The 18,444-nt window shown below is 43.7% G+C and carries 15 protein-coding genes and 2 tRNA genes; 1 reads left to right on the top strand and 16 read right to left on the bottom strand.

Going from position 1 to position 18,444, the window contains the following annotated elements; all coding sequences use genetic code 11:
* Positions 1–13: 13 nt before the first annotated feature.
* The 4 genes from HMPREF9193_RS09450 to HMPREF9193_RS09465 all read right to left on the bottom strand — a co-directional run bounded on the left by HMPREF9193_RS09450 (position 14) and on the right by HMPREF9193_RS09465 (position 7,023).
* A complete protein-coding gene (locus tag HMPREF9193_RS09450) occupies positions 14–1,531 on the bottom strand; it encodes an ABC transporter substrate-binding protein (protein WP_040848086.1) in 1,518 nt (505 codons plus the stop codon).
* Positions 1,532–1,627: 96 nt separating this feature from the next.
* A complete protein-coding gene (locus HMPREF9193_RS09455; protein WP_021687907.1) occupies positions 1,628–3,475 on the bottom strand; it encodes an ABC transporter ATP-binding protein in 1,848 nt (615 codons plus the stop codon).
* Positions 3,468–5,186 (bottom strand): ABC transporter ATP-binding protein, encoded by a 1,719-nt coding sequence (locus tag HMPREF9193_RS09460; RefSeq protein ID WP_021687908.1) that lies wholly within the window; start codon positions 5,184–5,186, stop codon positions 3,468–3,470. Before HMPREF9193_RS09460 ends, HMPREF9193_RS09455 begins: the two co-directional genes overlap by 8 nt.
* Positions 5,187–5,286: 100 nt before the next feature.
* Positions 5,287–7,023 (bottom strand): ABC transporter ATP-binding protein, encoded by a 1,737-nt coding sequence (locus tag HMPREF9193_RS09465; protein ID WP_021687909.1) that lies wholly within the window; start codon positions 7,021–7,023, stop codon positions 5,287–5,289.
* Between the two features lie 135 nt (positions 7,024–7,158).
* Here HMPREF9193_RS09465 and HMPREF9193_RS09470 point away from each other — a divergent pair, with 135 nt between their 5' ends.
* Complete coding sequence (locus HMPREF9193_RS09470; RefSeq protein WP_021687910.1) at positions 7,159–7,581, top strand: J domain-containing protein; 423 nt, start codon at positions 7,159–7,161, stop codon at positions 7,579–7,581.
* A 113-nt stretch (positions 7,582–7,694) separates the two neighbouring features.
* Here HMPREF9193_RS09470 and HMPREF9193_RS09475 read toward each other — a convergent pair whose 3' ends face one another.
* The 12 genes from HMPREF9193_RS09475 to HMPREF9193_RS09530 all read right to left on the bottom strand — a co-directional run bounded on the left by HMPREF9193_RS09475 (position 7,695) and on the right by HMPREF9193_RS09530 (position 18,406).
* Entirely contained in the window at positions 7,695–9,065 is a 1,371-nt protein-coding gene (locus HMPREF9193_RS09475) for a sigma-54-dependent transcriptional regulator (RefSeq protein WP_021687911.1), read from the bottom strand.
* Positions 9,065–10,255, bottom strand: coding sequence for a two-component system sensor histidine kinase NtrB (locus HMPREF9193_RS09480; RefSeq protein WP_021687912.1), 1,191 nt, complete (start codon positions 10,253–10,255; stop codon positions 9,065–9,067). The genes HMPREF9193_RS09475 and HMPREF9193_RS09480 overlap by 1 nt, the downstream gene beginning before the upstream one ends.
* Positions 10,252–11,520: a DNA polymerase III subunit delta' gene (locus HMPREF9193_RS09485; protein WP_021687913.1), complete on the bottom strand. Its 1,269-nt coding sequence runs from the start codon at positions 11,518–11,520 to the stop codon at positions 10,252–10,254. The genes HMPREF9193_RS09480 and HMPREF9193_RS09485 overlap by 4 nt, the downstream gene beginning before the upstream one ends.
* Positions 11,513–12,037, bottom strand: coding sequence for a CvpA family protein (locus HMPREF9193_RS09490; RefSeq protein ID WP_021687914.1), 525 nt, complete (start codon positions 12,035–12,037; stop codon positions 11,513–11,515). The genes HMPREF9193_RS09485 and HMPREF9193_RS09490 overlap by 8 nt, the downstream gene beginning before the upstream one ends.
* The gene (locus HMPREF9193_RS09495; RefSeq protein ID WP_021687915.1) at positions 12,027–13,310 is read right to left on the bottom strand and encodes a UDP-N-acetylglucosamine--N-acetylmuramyl-(pentapeptide) pyrophosphoryl-undecaprenol N-acetylglucosamine transferase; all 1,284 of its coding nucleotides are present in this window, start codon (positions 13,308–13,310) and stop codon (positions 12,027–12,029) included. Before HMPREF9193_RS09495 ends, HMPREF9193_RS09490 begins: the two co-directional genes overlap by 11 nt.
* A complete protein-coding gene (locus HMPREF9193_RS11090) occupies positions 13,307–14,230 on the bottom strand; it encodes an ankyrin repeat domain-containing protein (RefSeq protein WP_169720465.1) in 924 nt (307 codons plus the stop codon). The genes HMPREF9193_RS09495 and HMPREF9193_RS11090 overlap by 4 nt, the downstream gene beginning before the upstream one ends.
* Before the next feature lie 92 nt (positions 14,231–14,322).
* Positions 14,323–14,395, bottom strand: a tRNA-Phe gene (locus HMPREF9193_RS09505).
* A 426-nt stretch (positions 14,396–14,821) separates the two neighbouring features.
* On the bottom strand, positions 14,822–15,103 hold the full coding sequence (locus tag HMPREF9193_RS09510; protein ID WP_021687919.1) for a helix-turn-helix domain-containing protein: 282 nt from the start codon (positions 15,101–15,103) through the stop codon (positions 14,822–14,824).
* A gap of 85 nt (positions 15,104–15,188) precedes the next feature.
* Complete coding sequence (gene thiD / locus HMPREF9193_RS09515; RefSeq protein WP_021687920.1) at positions 15,189–16,013, bottom strand: bifunctional hydroxymethylpyrimidine kinase/phosphomethylpyrimidine kinase; 825 nt, start codon at positions 16,011–16,013, stop codon at positions 15,189–15,191.
* A 79-nt stretch (positions 16,014–16,092) separates the two neighbouring features.
* Positions 16,093–16,165, bottom strand: a tRNA-Lys gene (locus HMPREF9193_RS09520).
* A 123-nt stretch (positions 16,166–16,288) separates the two neighbouring features.
* Entirely contained in the window at positions 16,289–17,554 is a 1,266-nt protein-coding gene (locus tag HMPREF9193_RS09525; protein ID WP_021687921.1) for a hypothetical protein, read from the bottom strand.
* A gap of 36 nt (positions 17,555–17,590) precedes the next feature.
* Positions 17,591–18,406: a hypothetical protein gene (locus HMPREF9193_RS09530; RefSeq protein ID WP_040848090.1), complete on the bottom strand. Its 816-nt coding sequence runs from the start codon at positions 18,404–18,406 to the stop codon at positions 17,591–17,593.
* Positions 18,407–18,444 lie beyond the last annotated feature (38 nt).

An 18,444-nucleotide genomic window follows, 5' to 3' on the forward strand; every position in this document is an offset into this window, starting at 1 on the left:
CGAGATAATTAAATTATTGTTTTACATAAGCGTTAAACCATTCGTGGTCGCCGCCGGAGCGGAAAAAAGGCATAACAAGATCTTTATTATAAGCTATAACAAGATTTGCAATATACAACGGAACTTGCGGGCAAGCATTAACAAGATAGGTTTGCAGTTCTTTACTGTCGGAAGTACGTTGTGCAGTCCCCTTATCTTTAAGAACTCTGTCCACGAGCATGTCGGCTACTTTATCCGAATAGTGATGAAAATTCGAAGCGCTTCCGGTATAAAAGAGATCACGGTATACACAGTCGGGGCGGATTGTTTCGTTCCACCGCCACAAAAACATATCCTGTGTTCCCGCCTTGCAAGTCGTTTTTAATGCGGCATCTTCCAACATTTTAATTTCCGCATTTATACCGATTGCTTTTAAGTTGTCTTTGATAACTTGTGCAATTGCCATATACGGTGAAGAATTTGCAATCGTAAGCGTCGTATCAAATCCGCTTGCATAGCCTGCTTCCGCAAGCAGTTTTTTTGCTCTTTCCACATCATAATCAAAGCCGTGCATTCCATCATAAAATCCCCAAAGACCGCGGTTCAGTATGGTTGTTTGAGGAGTCCCTTTACCTTTTACCGCTGCCTGCATAACGGAGTGACGATCAATTGAACAGGCAATAGCTTGACGCAGCTTTTTATTGTCAAACGGTTTTTTTGCACAGTTAACGCCGAAATAAAACAAGCGTGTGCCGACTTTTTCATAAACGACTATGTTCGGCGATTTTTTAAGAAGTTCAAGTTCATTTACAGGCGGATCAATGCAAACATCTATTTCGCCGTTTTGCAAAGCCTCGACACGACGTGAAGCTTCCAAAATCGGTTTAAAAGTAATACGTTCGGCAATTCCGGGATTATCGCCCCAGTATTTTTCATTTTTAACAAAGGTTGAGTATTCGCCTGCAACCCATTTATCGAGTATATATTGACCGGAACCGATAAGCCACGGTTCTTCCATTGCACTGTCGTAGGCGGCTTTTGATTGAATACCGAATGGAATATATGTAAGGCTCATAAGATAGTCGTTTGAATAATCTTTCATGTTCATCCGAACGGTATAGTCATCGACAATATCCGTAGAAATAAGTCCGGTAAGATTTGAGCCTACAGGATTGGTAAGAGCCATGTCAAAAGTAAACTTAACATCTTTTGCAGTTACAGGTGTGCCGTCCGAAAAACAGGCATTATGGACGAGCGCAATTTCAATGGTATTGTCGTCAATCCATTCCGCTTCGGTTGCAAGAGCAGGAATACGGCGGTTTTCCTCATCAAGATGAAAGAGGGTTTGATGTGTAAGCTTTAAACAGATATTGTTGATTTGATCGGCTTGTTTTAAAAGATTAAGATTGTTGATATCAACAGCCGAACCGATAATCAGTTCTTCTTTATGACTACCAGTGTTCTCAATTTCGGCATCCTTTTTTACATTTTGCTTTCCGCAAGAAAACAAAAAAAACGAAATAAAAAAAATAAAAACAGCAAACTTTTTCATGTGCATACTCCAACATTTTATTTATAAGTAGGATAACACACAATTTTCTCTTTGTCACTACAAAAAAAAGGATGCTCACACTGAGCATTCTTTTAATTACACACGCATTGTCCAGTTTTCGGCGTTTTCGCGCTCGCCGATAAAGCGTTTATAAATTTCCGACTTTTCGGCAAGTTCGGTATGCGTTCCGGCGCTTTCAATTCCGCCCTTATCGAGCACGATAATTTGGTCGGCACCTCTGATCGTACCGAGTCGGTGCGCAATGATAACAGCGGTTTTGTTTTTTAAAAGCACTTTTAAAGCGCCCATCAGTTTTTCTTCGTTTTCGGGATCTACGCTCGAAGTCGCTTCATCGAGAATAACAAACATACTCGGCTTTAAAAGCGAGCGCGCTATGGAAATACGCTGTCGTTCTCCGCCTGAAAGATTGGAACCGCCTTCTTGCAGTACCGTATCGTAGCCGTTGGGAAGCACCGTTATAAAGTCGTGGCAGCGCGCTTGTTTTGCCGCTTCGATTACTTGTTCGTCGGAAGCGTCGGGATTCCCGAATTTAATATTGTTTTTTATCGTATCGTCGAACAAATACACGTTTTGGAACACCATACTGAATTGAGAAAGCAAATCGTCGTAACGGTACTCTTTTATATCCGTACCGCCTACCAAAATACTGCCGCCGCTAACATCCCAAAAGCGCGCCATCAAATTACACAGCGTCGTTTTACCGGAACCGGACGGACCGACAATCGCCGTGGTTTTATTTTCGGGAATTATGCAGTTAAGGTTTTTAAACAGCAGCGCTTCGGCCGAAGAGCCGCTAGAAGCGGAGTCAGAAGCATTTGCCGAAGTTTTGCCAGCGGAAACACCGGCAAAAGTACCGGTGCCGTCCGTTTCCTGCGCTCTGCCGTAAGAAAAGTCCACATTGCAAAATTCGATACGCGCTTTTTCAACCCTTGTTTTGTTTCCTTCGCTCATAACCGGAATGGAGCGCAGTTTGGCAATCGTTTCCAAATTCCGTACGGCAATACCCTTTACGTTTTGCATGGCACCGGCAATTTCAAAACCGCCGAAAACGATAAATGAAGCAACAATCAGCATAACGGCTTTATCGGCGCCGATAGTACCGTTTGTATAACGCAGCAGAGCAAAAACGATAATTGCACAAGTTCCGATTTTAAACACAGGCAAAAAAATCATTTGCACCGGCAGCACGGCTTGTTCCACACCCAAAAAGGCTTTTCGGGTATCGCTTATCGTTTGTTCTACTTTATGCAAAGCTTCTTTTGATTTTCCGAACGCTTTTACAACGCCGATCCCTTTTACGTATTCAAGTATATCGGCAGTAAGAGCAATTTTGTATTTTAAAAGTTTTTCACTAAAAAAATCTGCCCGCTTTTGAAAAAGTGCGTTTACCGCCATTCCTATAACGAGGGTTGCCGCTATAATCAATCCCGTAACATAATCAAAAGGAAAAATACACAAGCCGACGATAAGAGTTTGAATAACGCCGACTAAAAGCATTTCGACAATAAAGATACCGACCGTTTCAAGATCTGCAATAACCGTGGTCAAGCCGCTTGAAATATCACCTAAACGGTTTGAAGTAAAATAGCCCATATTAACGTTTTTTAACCGGTCGCCAATAAAAAGTCTGTTTTCGGCGCCCATATTGTACGAGGCTATGTTTTTATATCGGTCGGCAGCATAACCGAACAGGATTTTTCCGACGACGCCTATAAGGGCGACGACAAAAACCTGAACAACATCGGTAAAAACAATGCTTTTGTGCTCAAAGATAAAAGAACACACTTTGGTAAGCACAAGCAGCACCGCCCACAAAGAAACGCCTTCAAACATGCTTTTAAACACTTCGCACACGAGCATAGCCGTTATGCGTTTGCTTTCGCCGCCTGCAATTATGTACAGCTGTTTTATTAATTTAGTCATTATCCGTCCCTCCGTTTTTAACCCGAATGTGCGACGCCCACATGCTTTGGTACAGCGCACTTGTTTTAAGCAGCTCATCGTGTGTTCCCTGCGCTTGAACGACACCCTTATCGATAACGATGATTTTATCCGCATGTACGATTGTAGAAAGACGGTGCGCAATCATAATAACCGTTTTGTTTTGCACCAGCGCGTCGATCGACTTTTGAATATGTGCTTCGTTTTCGGGATCCGAATACGCAGTCGCTTCATCGAGGACGACAACGGGGCTGTCTTTAAGAAGCGCACGGGCAATGGTAATGCGCTGACGCTCCCCTCCGGAAAAAGAACTTCCCGCCTCTCCTGCTTTGGTTTCGTAGCCGTCGGGAAGGCTCATAATAAAGTCGTGACAGCCGGCTTTTTTGCACGCCGCCTGTACTTCTTCAATAGAAGCGTTTTCTTTTGCCATGCGCATATTTTCGATAATACTTTTATCGAACAAAAAGTTTTCCTGCGAAACATAGGTTACCGCTTCCATGTTTTGTTCAAGGGGCATATCTCGCAAACGCACGCTGCCGATGCGAATGTCGCCCGTTCCGGCATTCCAAAAGCCTGCAATCAATTTTGCAATGGTAGATTTTCCGCTTCCCGACGGCCCGACGATTGCAGTCAACTTTTTTTCTTCTGCGCTAAAATTCAAATCGGAAAAAACGTTTTCGTTTTCGTTATAACCGAAACTGACATGGTCAAAGCTAACCGAATAGGTATCGAGCTTTTGCCGTTCTGTGCCGCGCTCAAGTTCTGGCATATCCATAACCGATTTTATTTCGCCCAAAAGAACGCCGAGGTTTGCCATCGTATCCATGTGCACCATCGCTTTAATGAGCGGTTTATACGAAGCATAAGCGAGCAGCACACACATAACGAGCGTAGCCGTTTGGATGGTGCCGTGCATAAACAAATACAGCGATACGGGAAGCACAAACACAAGCGTTGCCGGAATAATTTCCCCTGCGGCGGTCATATAAAAACACACGCTTAAATACCAGTTGAGCATTGAATCGCGGTTAGCATCAACAGCTTTGCGGAATTTTCCGTACGAAGAAGCCGAACGGTTAAATGCTTTAATAAGGTTTATGCCGTGAATGTATTCAACCGCCGCCGTGTTCATATTTTTGGCAGCATTTTGATAGGCTTTGGATTTTTCTTCGTAACCGCCCATCATCAAAAACGAAAACAAAATACCCACCGGCAAACTTACAAGGTTTGCAACGCCTATTTTCCAATCCTGTATAAAAATAACGGTAACCAGCACTATGGGAATAAGCACGTTTGCAATAACTTCCGGAATTACGTGCGCAATCGGGCGCTCTAGTTTGTCGAGGGTTTCCACCGTAAACTGTGCCCACTGCCCGCTGCTCTTTTTTTCGATACTGCCCATAGAAAGACGGCTGAGCTTTGCGGCAAGACGCTTGCGTTCGTACTCGATAACGCGGAACGCCAAATTGTGCGAGGTAAGCGTAGAAATGCTATGAAACACCAAAGCGCCGATAAGACCGATTGCAACTGCTTGCACAAGCGGTATAAAGTCGGCAAAATTGCGGCTTTTTTCCGTTATCAGCGTAATGATACGGGCTACGGCAAAATACGGTATAACGCCGAAGGCGGCACCTATTACGGCGGCGATTACGGAAACGAGTACCGTACCCATGTGATTTTTTAAAAGATTCATTATACCCCCTTTAAACGAACAGCTGCCGTATAAAAAGGTGAGCGGCGCACCAGCCGGTGCACCTCATGTCATCTGAGTACGCGCTGCTTCGGTTTTTAAATTATACTTTCCATTCGTTTGCTTTTGCAAAAAGTGTTTGCAATTTTTTATAATGTCCGTCTTTTTTCATTAATTCGTCATCGCTTCCGCGTTCTATGATTTTACCTTCATCTACAACTAAAATTTCATCAACGTTGCGTATTGAACTTAAGCGGTGTGCAATCATAATAACGGTTTTATCTTTCATTAAATTCGAAAACGCTTGTTGAATTTCGTATTCGTTTTCGCTGTCGGCGGCGGCGGAAGCTTCATCCAAAATAATAATGTTTGCATTTTTCAGAATAGCGCGGGCGATCGCAATGCGCTGCGTTTCTCCGCCTGATAAATAGACGCCCTTTGAACCGATAACCGTGTGCTCGCGTTCGGGAAACTTATCGAGTATATCGGTACAGCGGGCTTTTTCCAGCGCATCCATCACTTGTTCGTGTGAAGCCGAAGGGTTTCCGATGTGTACGTTTTCAAAAATAGTTTTTTTAAAAAGTTTTGCATTTTGGAACACAAAAGCTATATTGCTTAAAAGCGCGCGTTCCGAATATTCGGTTATGTCGCGTCCGCCGATTAAAATATTGCCTTCGTTTATTTTATAAAAACCGGAAATAAGCTTGGCAATGGTTGATTTTCCGCCGCCGGAAGAACCGACAAGCGCATAAGTTTTATGCTGCGCAAGGGTAAAGCTTACATCTTTGAGCACATAGTCTTCGGTATATTTAAACGATACGTTTTTGAATTCAATATCAAAGTTGTCGAATTTTTCAACAGATCCGTGCTCCAACCTGTTTTTTTCCATCGATTTAAATATCTGTTCGAATTTATCAACAACCATTTGCGCTTGAAACTGGTACATACCTACGTACATAATGCGCATTAAAGCCGAAAACATAAGCCCGCCGAATGCAGCAAAAAAGATAACACGGGCTAAAATATGAGCAAGGTTTTCTCCCCTGTTCATATAGACAATTGCAAACGGTACGGTAAGCGCGATAACTATATTAAAAATAACTTGAAAGATAACAAACGGCGTTCTGCACGAATACACATATTCAATTGCATATTTTGAGTAAGTCATAATCGAATTATAAAAGCTTTTAAACGAATAAATAGTGCTTTTAAAAATTTTAATAACTTGCATGCCGCGCACGTATTCAACCGCTTCGGCATTCATTTTATCCAAAGAATCTTTGTAGGTTTTTAAAAAACTTTGATTGCCGAACATCCATTTTACTTGGATTGCGCCTATAACCGTTATCCCTATCAGTAGAATTCCGAGCCGGTAATCCACGGCGAACATAACCGCAATCATCAAAAACGGCATTAAAAACGCATTTATATTGTCGGGAACAAGATGTGCAACAATCATGTGTGTTTCGCCGGTATTGTCGTCTATCGTTTTGCGCACGGTACCTGATGCATTTGTATCAAAAAAGGCAAACGATGCGTTCATTAAATGCTTTATGCCTTCGGTTTTTAAATTCGTTTCCAAGCGGAATGCAAACAAGTGTGACGCCCACAATGCGCAAAAATACACAAAAGCTTGCACAATCAACAAAGCAACTATAACAACGGCATAGTGTGTACTGCCTGCATAGTTTTTTGCAACGATCAATTCATCTAAGAATTTCCATAAATACCAGTACGGTAAAATAGATAATACGGCAGAAACTACGGAAAGAAAAGCCGAAATATACATACAATGCATTTTTTCGGGTACGTATTTAAATAAACGCTTATACACATTCATACGGCAACTCCGTAAAAGCAGACGATTTTTTCGATCTACAGCCGACGCGCAAGTCGGTTATTTGGGAATTATACGTAAAAAAGCTGAGACAGTCAATATATACTAACTTTTTGGTTTATGTTATAGTTTTACGCAATGGATAATTTGTTTGACCGGTTCGGCTCGGTTTTAAAAGACTATATAGACGATACGGAATTGCAAAAACAAAACCGTGCGCACAAAACAAAGCCTGCAGATGGTAAACCGGAGACAGAGCAAAACAAAACGCAGTCAAAAGAAAAAGTACAGCAGCGCCGCAGCCGGCAAAGCTTTGAACAGCACACGGCAGTTCCCGCATATTTGTTTGAAGATTTTAAACGCTTAGGACTTAACGCTGCAAGCGGTGAAAACAGTTTGGAAAACTGCAAAAAAGCATACAAAAAATTGCTGCACAAATATCATCCGGATAAAAACGCGCTTAAAATACAATCGCAGTATACGGCAAGCGAAATGACCAAAGCTTTAAATACTTCTTTTAAACGTATTGAACAGTGGTTTTTGCAAACGCAAAAAAAGTAAACGTCATTTGCAGCACAAAAACTTTACGGTAGGGCAACTTTGCAGCACAAAGGCTTTATTACAGCACAGGGGAGCAAAACACCACAATAGCCGGACTGTTCGAGAGCGCAAACTCAGTCGGTTTTTTTTACAGTGCAGGTTTTCCCCGCATACTCATCGAGCTTGCGGTGTAAAGTTTTGCGCCCTATACCGAGGATGTCTGCCGTTTTTGATTTATTGCCTTTATTTATAGCTAAATTTTGCTGAATAAGTATTTTTTCGGCTTCTTCCATAGGAATTCCTGCAGGAATTGAAATAAGTGCGTCTTCGCCGCTTCCGGCTATGCTCGGCGGCAAATCTTCCAAGGTAATAACGGACGACGAGCACATAACCACAGCGCTTTCCAAACAGTTGCGCAATTGACGTATATTGCCGGGCCAATCGAATTTATACAGCGCCGAGCGCGCGCGCGCGTCAATTCCTTCTATATTCTTACCGTTTTCTTTGGCAAATTCCTGTAAAAAAGACGCAATAAGCAAGGGAATATCATCTCGCCTTTCGCGAAGCGGCGGTACGTGAATGTGCACTACATTAAGCCGGTAATATAAATCTTCACGGAAGCGTCCGTCGGCTATTTCTTTTTCCAAGTCGCGGTTTGTCGCCGCAATAACGCGCACATCAACCTCTATGGTTTCTTCGCCGCCGACGCGTTCAAAGCGTTTATCCTGCAGCACGCGCAAAATCTTTATCTGCACGTTTTGATCTATCTCGCCTATTTCATCCAAAAAAATGGTACCGCCGGCGGCAAGCTCAAAGCGCCCGCGTTTTCGCGCAACGGCTCCGGTAAAAGCTCCTTTTTCATGACCGAATAGTTCACTTTCCAGTAAATTTTCCGAAAGCGCTGCGCAGTGTACTTTTATTAAGGGTTTATCGCGCCGCGGCGACAAATTATGCAAAGCGTTTGCTATCAATTCTTTTCCGACGCCGCTTTCTCCGGTTATTAAAACCGACGCTTTGGAATCGGCTGCTTTGCGCACCGTTGCAAATATCTTTTGCATTTCCGCGCTTTTTCCGATAATGGACTCAAAGGATTTGCGGCTGTTTAACTGTTCCAGCAATTCGCGGTGTTTTATTGCCAATTCGCGGCTTTCAAGTGCGCGCTTAACGATAAGAATGAGTTGATCAAGATTTAAAGGTTTGGTTAAAAAGTCGTATGCGCCGTTGCGCATAGCTTCAACCGCGCTATCTATACTGCCGTGTCCGGTTAAAACGATAACCGGAACCCCCGGATTTTCCGCCGCCACTTTTGCAAGCACTTGTTCTCCGCTGACTTCGGGCATACGCAAATCGGTTATAACCAAATCTATATCGCCTTTTACCATGCGCGCCAAACCTTGTTTTCCGTCGGCGGCTAAAGCGACCGTATAGCCTTCCATTTCGAGCGCAGCGGCAAGTCCTTCGCGGATATTTTTTTCATCGTCGATAATCAATACCGTACACTGCATTAGACTTTCTCCTGATTGTCGTATTCCAAAAGCCGTCTTTCTTTTTGCGCAACCGGCAGCGAAAGAGTGATTAAAGTACCTTCTCCCGGAAAAGATTTTACGTCTATATCGCCTGCAAATTCTTTAATGATTTTGTATACCATAGTCATACCCAAACCGGTTCCTTGCGGTTTTGTTGTAAAATAAGGTTCAAATATTCTGTTTACGGTTTTTTCATCCATTCCCAAACCGGAATCGGCAATGCGCAGCAAAAAGCGATCGTTTTTAACTGCAGCGTTTATCCACAAAAATCCGCCGTTAGGCATAGCCGCAATGGAATTTTGCACCAAATTGATAAGCACTTGGCGGAACAGTTTGGTATCGATCATAACGTGCACGGATTTTTGCATAAGTTCGGTTTCCAGCTTAATATGCTTTTGTTCCAATTCCGCTTTTACAAAAGCGATAAACGAATTGATTTCTGCAAGCGGATCGGCTTCATGCAATTGCGCGCTTATCGGACGCACCGCAAACAAAAAATCCACAATAATTTTATTAAGCCGCTCGATTTCTTCGTTTACGGTATCGAGGTATTTTTCCGCATGTTTTTCATCGGGCAACCGTCCGCCGGCAGAGCGCGCTTTTTTTAACGCTTTTTGAATAAGCTGAATATGAATGCTTATGGCGCCCAAAGGGTTTTTTATTTCGTGCGCAACGCTTGCGGCAAGGTTGGTTAAACTGGCAAGGCTTTCCATACGGCGCATAAGCGTTTCTTGATTTCGTTTTTCCGTTATATCGTCTATTTGAACGATGTAGCCGGAAAGTTTTTTTGAGCGCACAAGAGGTAAAATCGATATATTGACAAAGCGCACCGATCCTGCAGGAGTTGCAAGCGTAAATTCTTTACTTATATATTTTTTTTGACTTGCACTGTTTGCTTTTAAAAATTCGGCTATATCTTCGTCTTCTATGCACTCCCATACAAAATCGCAAGCGGGACACTGTGTGCAAAGCGGAATATAACGGATTGCCGCTTTGTTTACCAAAATAGGCTGCCAGCGGGAATTGCATATAAGCAATCCGGTACTCAGCGATTCCAATACCGCATCCAGCGCTTCGTTTTCGTCGTTTATGGAATTTAACAAACGCTGAATTTGATCCGGAGTCAATTTTGAAACTTTGTTTGTTACCCGTTTTACAAAGCCTCTCATGCGGGGCACGCCTCCTCTTGCTCCCAAAAAGCGTACACTATGCTTTCCAAAGCGGCTTGCGGACTTTGATTGTACACCGTAATATCTTCATAAGAACGTTTAACATTGTTTAAAATATATGCGGCGCTGACGGTGTTTGCCTGAACTGCTTGTAAACTTTGCGCCGTATATGTGCCGCCCTGCACCGGTTGTGCGGCTTGCAGCGATTCGCCGATTTTTTTTACAGCGTTCAAAATACCGTTAAAAAACAAAAAAAGCGTTACGCGCGGCTCAAAGTTTTTAAACTGTTTTACCAACGCTTCTACATCGGGTATGTTTTTTTTATACAAATCGGCAACAAAATCAAAGGCAAGCTTTTCTATTTGTTCAGGCGGTATCGGTAAAAAACCGTTTAAGTAATCTGCAACGGAATTAACATTGCCGCCGTTTCGAAATATACGTTGCACTACATCCGATTGCTGTACAGCCGTGCGTTCAGCAAAAGTATAAGTGCGCACACGGGATAAAATCGTAGGCAAAACGGCGCTTTTTCGCCGCGCGGTTAATATAAAAAGCGCTTGTTCGGGCGGTTCTTCCAGTATTTTTAAAAGCGCATTGCGCACGCCGTCTTGCATACGCTCAACGTTTTCCAAAATAAGCACACGCATTCCGTCTGCTGCAGTTAAGCGCGCCCATGCGGAAGCTTTACGAATATGAGAAATAGGAACCGAATCATACATAAAAGAAGATTCCAATTTAACGCACTGGCTGTTGATCGTATCGAGCATTTTTTTTAAAGCAGTGTTTTCGGGTATTTGCCGCGACGGATCCAATTCTTCAAGCAGCTCATCGATTACCGAAGTAACGGCTGCTATTTTTGAAACTTTTTCATCCCCTTCCCACAGCACTTGAGTAAAGCGGGCGGTTAATTTGCGCACGCTTCGCACAAAAAGATAACGAGCTGCTTGTATGTATTGTGCATTGTTCAGCGCGGCATCGTATAAGGTTTTGGAAGCGGCGGCAATTTCCGGAGTGCAGTCGCGGCTTCCGGCTATGAGCGTTTCCGTGTGCACAAGACTTTTATGGCGCAAGCAGGAAGCACAAGTACACTGCCATAAACCTTTGGGCATATTTTTGCACGAAAGAATACGGGCTGTTTCCAAAGCTGCGCTTAGCTTTCCTGCCATTGCAGGGCCCGCAAACAAAAGTGCTTGCGGTAAACTGCCGCTTGTAATGTCAGCTTCAATAAGAGCGGTGCACGGCTGGTATAAAATATTTTCAAACAAGTTTTATGCTCCGTTCAAAAAAAGAAAGTGCATTTAAGCTGATAAAAGTTTGCACTTTATCGACTGGTTTTACTAAAAAATTTTCCAATATTTTATGGAAGAAACTGTTTTCAACCAAAGCACCGATTTTAAACCACGGCTGTGCATACAGCACAACCAGCACAACGCACACCAGCAGCAATCCTTCGGCAGATCCGAAAAAAAAGCCGAGTGCGCGGTCAAGCCCCATTAAGATTTCTCCGGAAAAAAAACCGCCGACAAAATGCTGTATCAAACGGACAATCAAATACACTAAAATAAAAATAAGCAAAAAAGCAAGAATTTGAGAAACAAAAAACGATTTTACGTGACGGTTTATAGGCGGCGCCAACTTTGCAAAAAACATAACCGAAACAAATATACCGAGCAGCAAAGCCGCTTTGCCGAAAAACTCGTTTATAAAGCCGTTGACCGCTCCGTGAATAGCTATAAACAGTATAATTGCCATAAAAATGATATCAAGAAAATTAAACATCATCGTTTTGTAATACCTCTGTATACAAAATATCGGCAATTTTTTGTGCAGCCTTTTGCTTACCGGTTAATTCAAAAGCGGCGTTTCCCATTGCGCGGCGCCAAGAAACATCTTGCAGTTTTTCGAGGGTACTGCACAACGAGCCGGATAATTTTTTGCCGTCTTTTTCGCGCGGGTTAAGCACAAATGCGGCGTTTTGTTTTTCAAACAGCTCGGCGTTTTCGATTTGGTCGCCGCGCGTGCCCGAACCTGCAAGCGGCAGCAGCACCATAGGTTTGGCGCACACCGCGCATTCCCACAAACTGTTTGCACCGGCGCGCGAAAGCACTATATCTGACAAAGCAAGCACGTGCGGCATATCGGCATAAATAAAATCGTAGCAAAGGTATAGCGCCGGGTGCACTTCAGCGCCGCTTCCGCTTTCGGCAGCTCGCCCGCTTCCGGCAGTTTGTCCGCTTTCGGCAAACTCAAGCTCGTCCTTTGCTCCTGCAATAGCGTTTTTGTTTACCGTGTGTGCTGCCGCACACGCTTTTTTAAAGTCTTCGCCCTGCCCCGTTTGGTGCACTACAATAAAACGGCTGCACAGCCATTCAAGGTTTTGCAAAACCAATTCGTTTATTTGGTGCGCGCCGGAAGACCCGCCTAAAATCAAAAGAACCGGTTTGCTTATTTTTCCCGTTAAGCCTAAAAATGCAGCTCCTTTGGCTTTGTCTGCAGTGTAAAAAATGGGACGCACGGGGTTTCCCGTAACGCTTACCGCATTAGGCGATGCTTTAGGAAAAAATGCACGCGACTGTTCGTAACTGAGCAAAAGCCGGCGCGCAAAACGCGCATTTAACCGATTTGCAAGACCGGGGGATACATCGCATTCGTGCGTATACACGGGAATACCGAGCAGTTTTGCGGCGGCACACGGCATTACGCTTACAAAACCGCCCTTTGAAAACAAAGCAACCGGCTTTATCCGTATCAAATAAAAAAAAGAAACAAAAAAGCCCGCCGCAACTTTAAAAGCATCCCACAGCGTCCTAAAAGAAAAATAACGGCGTAGTTTTCCTGCAGGAATTGCAATAAAAGCGTCTACGGACGCAACTGCATTTTCACCTTTTCCCGCACACACCATAACTTTATCGCGCCGGGAAGAACCTATCCACACAATGCGCACATCGGAATTTTTTATGCGAAGCTCGTCGGCAACCGCCAAGCCCGGATAAATATGACCTCCGGTTCCGCCTCCGGTAAATATCAGCGTTCGTTTACACGGTTTTTTTTTCATTTTTTTGCAGCGTCGAATAAATCCACAATAGCTTGTTTTTTAAACAACTTTGCATAGCCTAAAGCGGACATTCCCATGTGATCTGTTAACGAAATATCGGCTCCGCTTTTTAAAAGCAGTTTGCAAATTTTAAGATTTGAAATACCGACCGCCAAAACCATAAGCGGCTGCCCGTCTTTGCCTATCACGTTCATATCGGCGCCGGCTGTAACCAAAAATTCCGCCATATTGTAATCGTTTTTCCACACTGCATCCATAAGCGGCGTATACCCGCGGTCTTTGGAAACAATGTTTATATCGGCGCCGCGTTCCATAAGCCATTTAATCATTGCAAGCCGTCCGCTGCGCGCCGCTATGCACAGCATGGGAGTACCTGCAGAATCACGCACGTTAGAATCCATTCCGGCTTCTGCAAAAAGTTCGCATACATCGCAGTCTCCGCGCCCGATATATTCGGAAAAAGAATCAGGGGTAAGCGGAATACCGGCTTCAAATAATTTCTTTTTTGCCGCCGCTTGCGCTTCCAATTTAAAAAACAAAGGAAAATCGTTTTCAAGCGCTTTAAGCAAAGTTGCCGTATCGGCAAATGTTTTTCCGAACATATCGGAAATATACGGCGGCAAAGCACCGCCTGAGGGGGTTAAAAACACGGGAATATTTTTTCCGGAAAGCAAACCGACCGCATACATAAAAAGCGGCGATAAAGCGATACCATTCATGCCGACGCATACGCAGTGCGTCGTTTCATTTAAAAGTTCATGCACGTCTTTTACGGATTGCTCATTGTAATCCGGTTCGCATTTAAATACTTCGCCGTCCGCTTTTATAACAGTACAGTTAACTTTTTTTGAGTTAAAAAAAGAAGCGATTTGGTCGGCTTGTTTTTTATCGGTTTTTCCGGCAAACACTAACCAGTTCATTTGTACAGTATACGCCATAGCGCGCAAAGGTTCAAGCACAAAAAAAAGAACGAAAAAAAAGCAGCTCCCGAAAACGAGTGCTGCTCTTTGTATGCCGCCGGACAGAATCGAACTGTCGACACATGGATTTTCAGTCCATTGCTCTACCGACTGAGCTACAGCGGCATAACGGTATTTATCATATATTTTTGTGCAGGTTGTGTCAAGCGGTGCGATTGACACAAAAAAGTCAGCTCTACCCTTGATTATAGTCAGTGTTGCCGTATTTCCGTCTTTATTGACGGCGACACTGCATGTTCCGGCAAAAGATTTTACAAATGAACAATAGCGGTTACTTCTTTTTCATCAAGTCCGATCATTTCACAGATCTCTGAAATCGGGGAATTGCGTGTAGCCATCAGTTTTGCCGTTTTGAGCGCTTTTTGGTATGAGCCGTCGGCAAAGCCTCTCGCTTCCGCTGTTATAGTTTACCGTTGCCATAAGTTTAACCGTGCGGTCGACAAGGTCGTAGCAGACAATACCTTTTATATCGCTTACGCAGAGAAAATCGCAAAATTATAAAGTGTATGATAACGGAAAAAATTAAACCGCTTATTTACGCGTGCCGGATTCGGCGGCACTACCCCAGCTTTCGGCAGAAGATACATCCGCGTACACAGCGCATGAAGCTGCATGCTCGGCTTCCTTTACAAGCTTTGACAGCGGTTCTTCAAGCGCTTGCGCAACTTTTTCCAATGTGGCAAAGGTGGGACTTATTAAATCGTTTTCAAGGCGGTACATATAACCTTTGTTAAGCCCCGTTTTGACACACAATTCGTTTTTTGACATGTGTTTTTTCAGCCGGATATGCTGCAAAGTTCTCCCGATGTTCATATAGGCATTGTAGTAGCCAAAAGCCAGTATAATAACTATGCATATTTGCACCCGAAGTTAAAACAGCATATCCGAGTAAATATATTTATTTAAACAGGGTAGAATTTCTCCACGCAGACGGATTTCCCGGTCCGACCCATTGATTTAAAGCAAAAGATGCTTGCAAACTGCTGCCGATAAACTTTTTGGCAAGCAATACCGCTTCGCGTGCCGAAAGCCCGCGTGCAAGACCTGCGGTTACGGCGGCGGCGGTTGTACAGCCGGCTCCATGAGTCCAAGATGTTTTTACCAGCGGACCATCTATGTGTTCCATCGTAGTACCGTCATAAAAAAGATCTATCGCTGAAGAAGAGCCGGTATATGATGCAAGTTTTGAACCGCCTTTTATAAAAACGTTTTGAGCACCCTTATCCGCTATAATACGGGCGGCTTCTTCCATTTGCACAACGGTTTTTATTTCGCCCATTCCGGCAAGCTGTCCGGCTTCAAATAAGTTCGGAGTAACAACCTTACACAAAGGAAGCAATTCTTTTTCTACCGCCGCGTTCAATTCTGGATTTAAAGCTTCGCCTGCACCTTTACACACCATAACCGGATCCAAAACGTAATTTTTTATTCCGCATGAAATGATATATTCTTTGCTCAAAGATACGGCATAATCGGTACCGAGCATACCGGTTTTAAGCGCACCAACGCCGACCCCTTTAAACACAGTTTCCATTTGAGAGCGCAGCACGTCCTGTGCGAGCGGAAACACTGAATGCGCCCAGTTATTATTGGGATCCATAGTTGCAACAAGCGTTACAACGGTCATTCCGTACAAACCGTATTCTTCAAAGGTTTTTAAGTCCGCTTCCAAGCCCGCTCCGCCTGAAGCGTCGGAACCGGCAATTGTCGCCGCTTTAATCATAGCTGTACCTCTTTTTTTTAGGATGATATAAAAAAAGGGCTGCCTAAAAAGCGATAACTTTTAAGACAACCCCATTTAATGAGCCACACGTGATTCGAACACGTGACCCACGCCTTAAAAGGGCGTTGCTCTACCTACTGAGCTAGTGGCCCATTATATTCCGAAGCGGAACGCTGCATAGCATATCTTATCGGCAAAAAAGTGTCAAGCCGTTCTTGCTGTTTTTTGTCGTTTTTTGCAGTTTTTTGCCGCCGCAGGGTGTATTTGCTTTAATTTCAGTATTTTACCGCCATCGAAAAGCCCATGTTAAGCTGCGGCGCATAGCCGGGTTCCAAACCGAGTTCTTTACCGTATGCGGAAAAGTCCATTTTAAACTTGCCTAAATTAAGCCCCAAGCCCAGTGCAGGATACATTTCTTTTACCCCCAATCGTAAAACGAGCACTTTGAACAATTCCATTTCGGTTCCCAGCGAAAATTCAAGCACGGGGTTGCGGTACACGCCGTTTTTGCGGAACAAGGGCCAAACATTGTAATAATCGGTATACACCGCCCAGCGCGAAATAACGCCGTTTGTTACGGTTTTAAGAGGAATATCGACTTTTATGCCCGCACCCAACTTCGATTCCACCGGAGTTTGCACGAACTTAGAACCCTTGCCGTTTTCGAACGCTTTTGTACTTTCATAGGTTTTTGTCCACACTGGAGAATACACATCCTGCCATACCAACGCAAGCGTTAAAATATCAAACACGGTGTACTGAACGCCCATATCAAAGCCCAAACCCAACGACAAGTATACGGGAATGGCGATATCCGGATCTTTGCCGTATTTTCCAGACAAAAGCGGATCAAGTCTTTTCGCTTGCGTTTCAAGCTGCACGGTAAAGCGCCCGGAAAATCCGAGCGACAAAGTGCCCCATTTTTCCAAATCTACAACGGGAATTGCATAGCCGAGCACAAACGCCCAATCCGATCCGCCTTTGATATCAAAATTTGTCAGTGCGGGAACCCGTGCGTCCGCATAGACGGTGTTAATAAAACCCCAGCCCAGATTTTTATTGATGCGGCCGAATGTCAAAGGAGTACCTATCTGCTCGGAAAGGTTAAAACCCGACGGTCCTATAGTATCCAATATTGCCTTTATTAAGCGCTGCTTATCGGCAGGGTCTACGTCCTTTGCATTCACGATACGTGCTATATCCAAGTGAAGTTTTGCCAGTTTATCAAACGGTCCGCCTGAACTTACGGCTACAAAGGGAGGCCACAGCATTTTGGTTTTTATAAACGAAAGCGTTGCGGGATTTGAAAACAGCGAATATACCGATTCGGTATCGGCAAAATGAAATCCGCCGAAGCCTTCCGATCTGGTATCTACCGCTTCTACGCGATGGGGTGTGTATGCAGGCATATATGCACTTTGTGAAAATGCGGGAAAAAGCATACAAAGCGCACAAGCGGCACACAAAAATGTTTTTACACATACGTTTTTTTGATAAAGACCGTTTGCCGGTTCGGTTTTATTTTTACATATAATATTCATAATGTATCCTCATTCATCATATATCATGCGCAGCTTTTATTTAAGTGCAGCTAAGATATCGGAAAAAGGCAGTACACCTAAAACCTTTACATCCGAAGGAACGTTTCTGACAACCGGAATACTGTTTGCATCTTTTGCAGCAAAAGCGCCTGTTGCGCCGGAAAGCAATTTTGCAGCTTCAACTGCCGCTTTTAGCGTTTTTGCATGAGCAGGATTAGGAGCTGCACTAAGCATTTTTGTAATAACCGTATCGGTATCTTGTGTCATTACGTCTACCGCAGAACCTGAAGCAATAATATTATTTTTAATATTTTCAAAGCCGACCGAATAAATAAGCTGCAAAAATGCGGCAGCAGTAGCGTTTGCCAAAGAAGCAGGATCCGCACTCCGCATAGCTTCGGGGTCTTGCAAAATGATTTCAAATACGTGCGGATTAAAGCGGTTAACGGCAGCACTTAAGTTTTTTATTAAAGCCGAATTTGAAGAAGGCGTACCGCCCCCGGACAAAAAAACATTATTGTCGGCAAGTTTTTTTAACGACGATAAAGGAATGCTGGCACTCATAGATGCGGTAAGCACTTTTTCTTTTTTTTGTACGGAAAGGTCGCGTAAAGCGCTGCCCTTTTCACCAAGTAAATCCATTATAGCGGCAGCGGTATCCGGATGAGAAAACTGCGCTTCGCCTGCTATATCGGCAAGCTCTTCCGTAGAAGCATTTTTTAAAACATCGTATTGATTGCGCGCAGCTCTTTTTGCCCAAGACTCGGTAAACATACTGCACGACAAGTACAAAATAGAAGTAAACAATAAAAATATATAAAATACTGCCGTTCTAATATTTTTTCGGCTCATAACACTTCCTCCGTGAATTTCCAATATAGTCTTTATTC

The sequence above is a fragment of the Treponema lecithinolyticum ATCC 700332 genome, from assembly GCA_000468055.1.
Classification (GTDB): Bacteria; Spirochaetota; Spirochaetia; order Treponematales; family Treponemataceae; genus Treponema_C; species Treponema_C lecithinolyticum.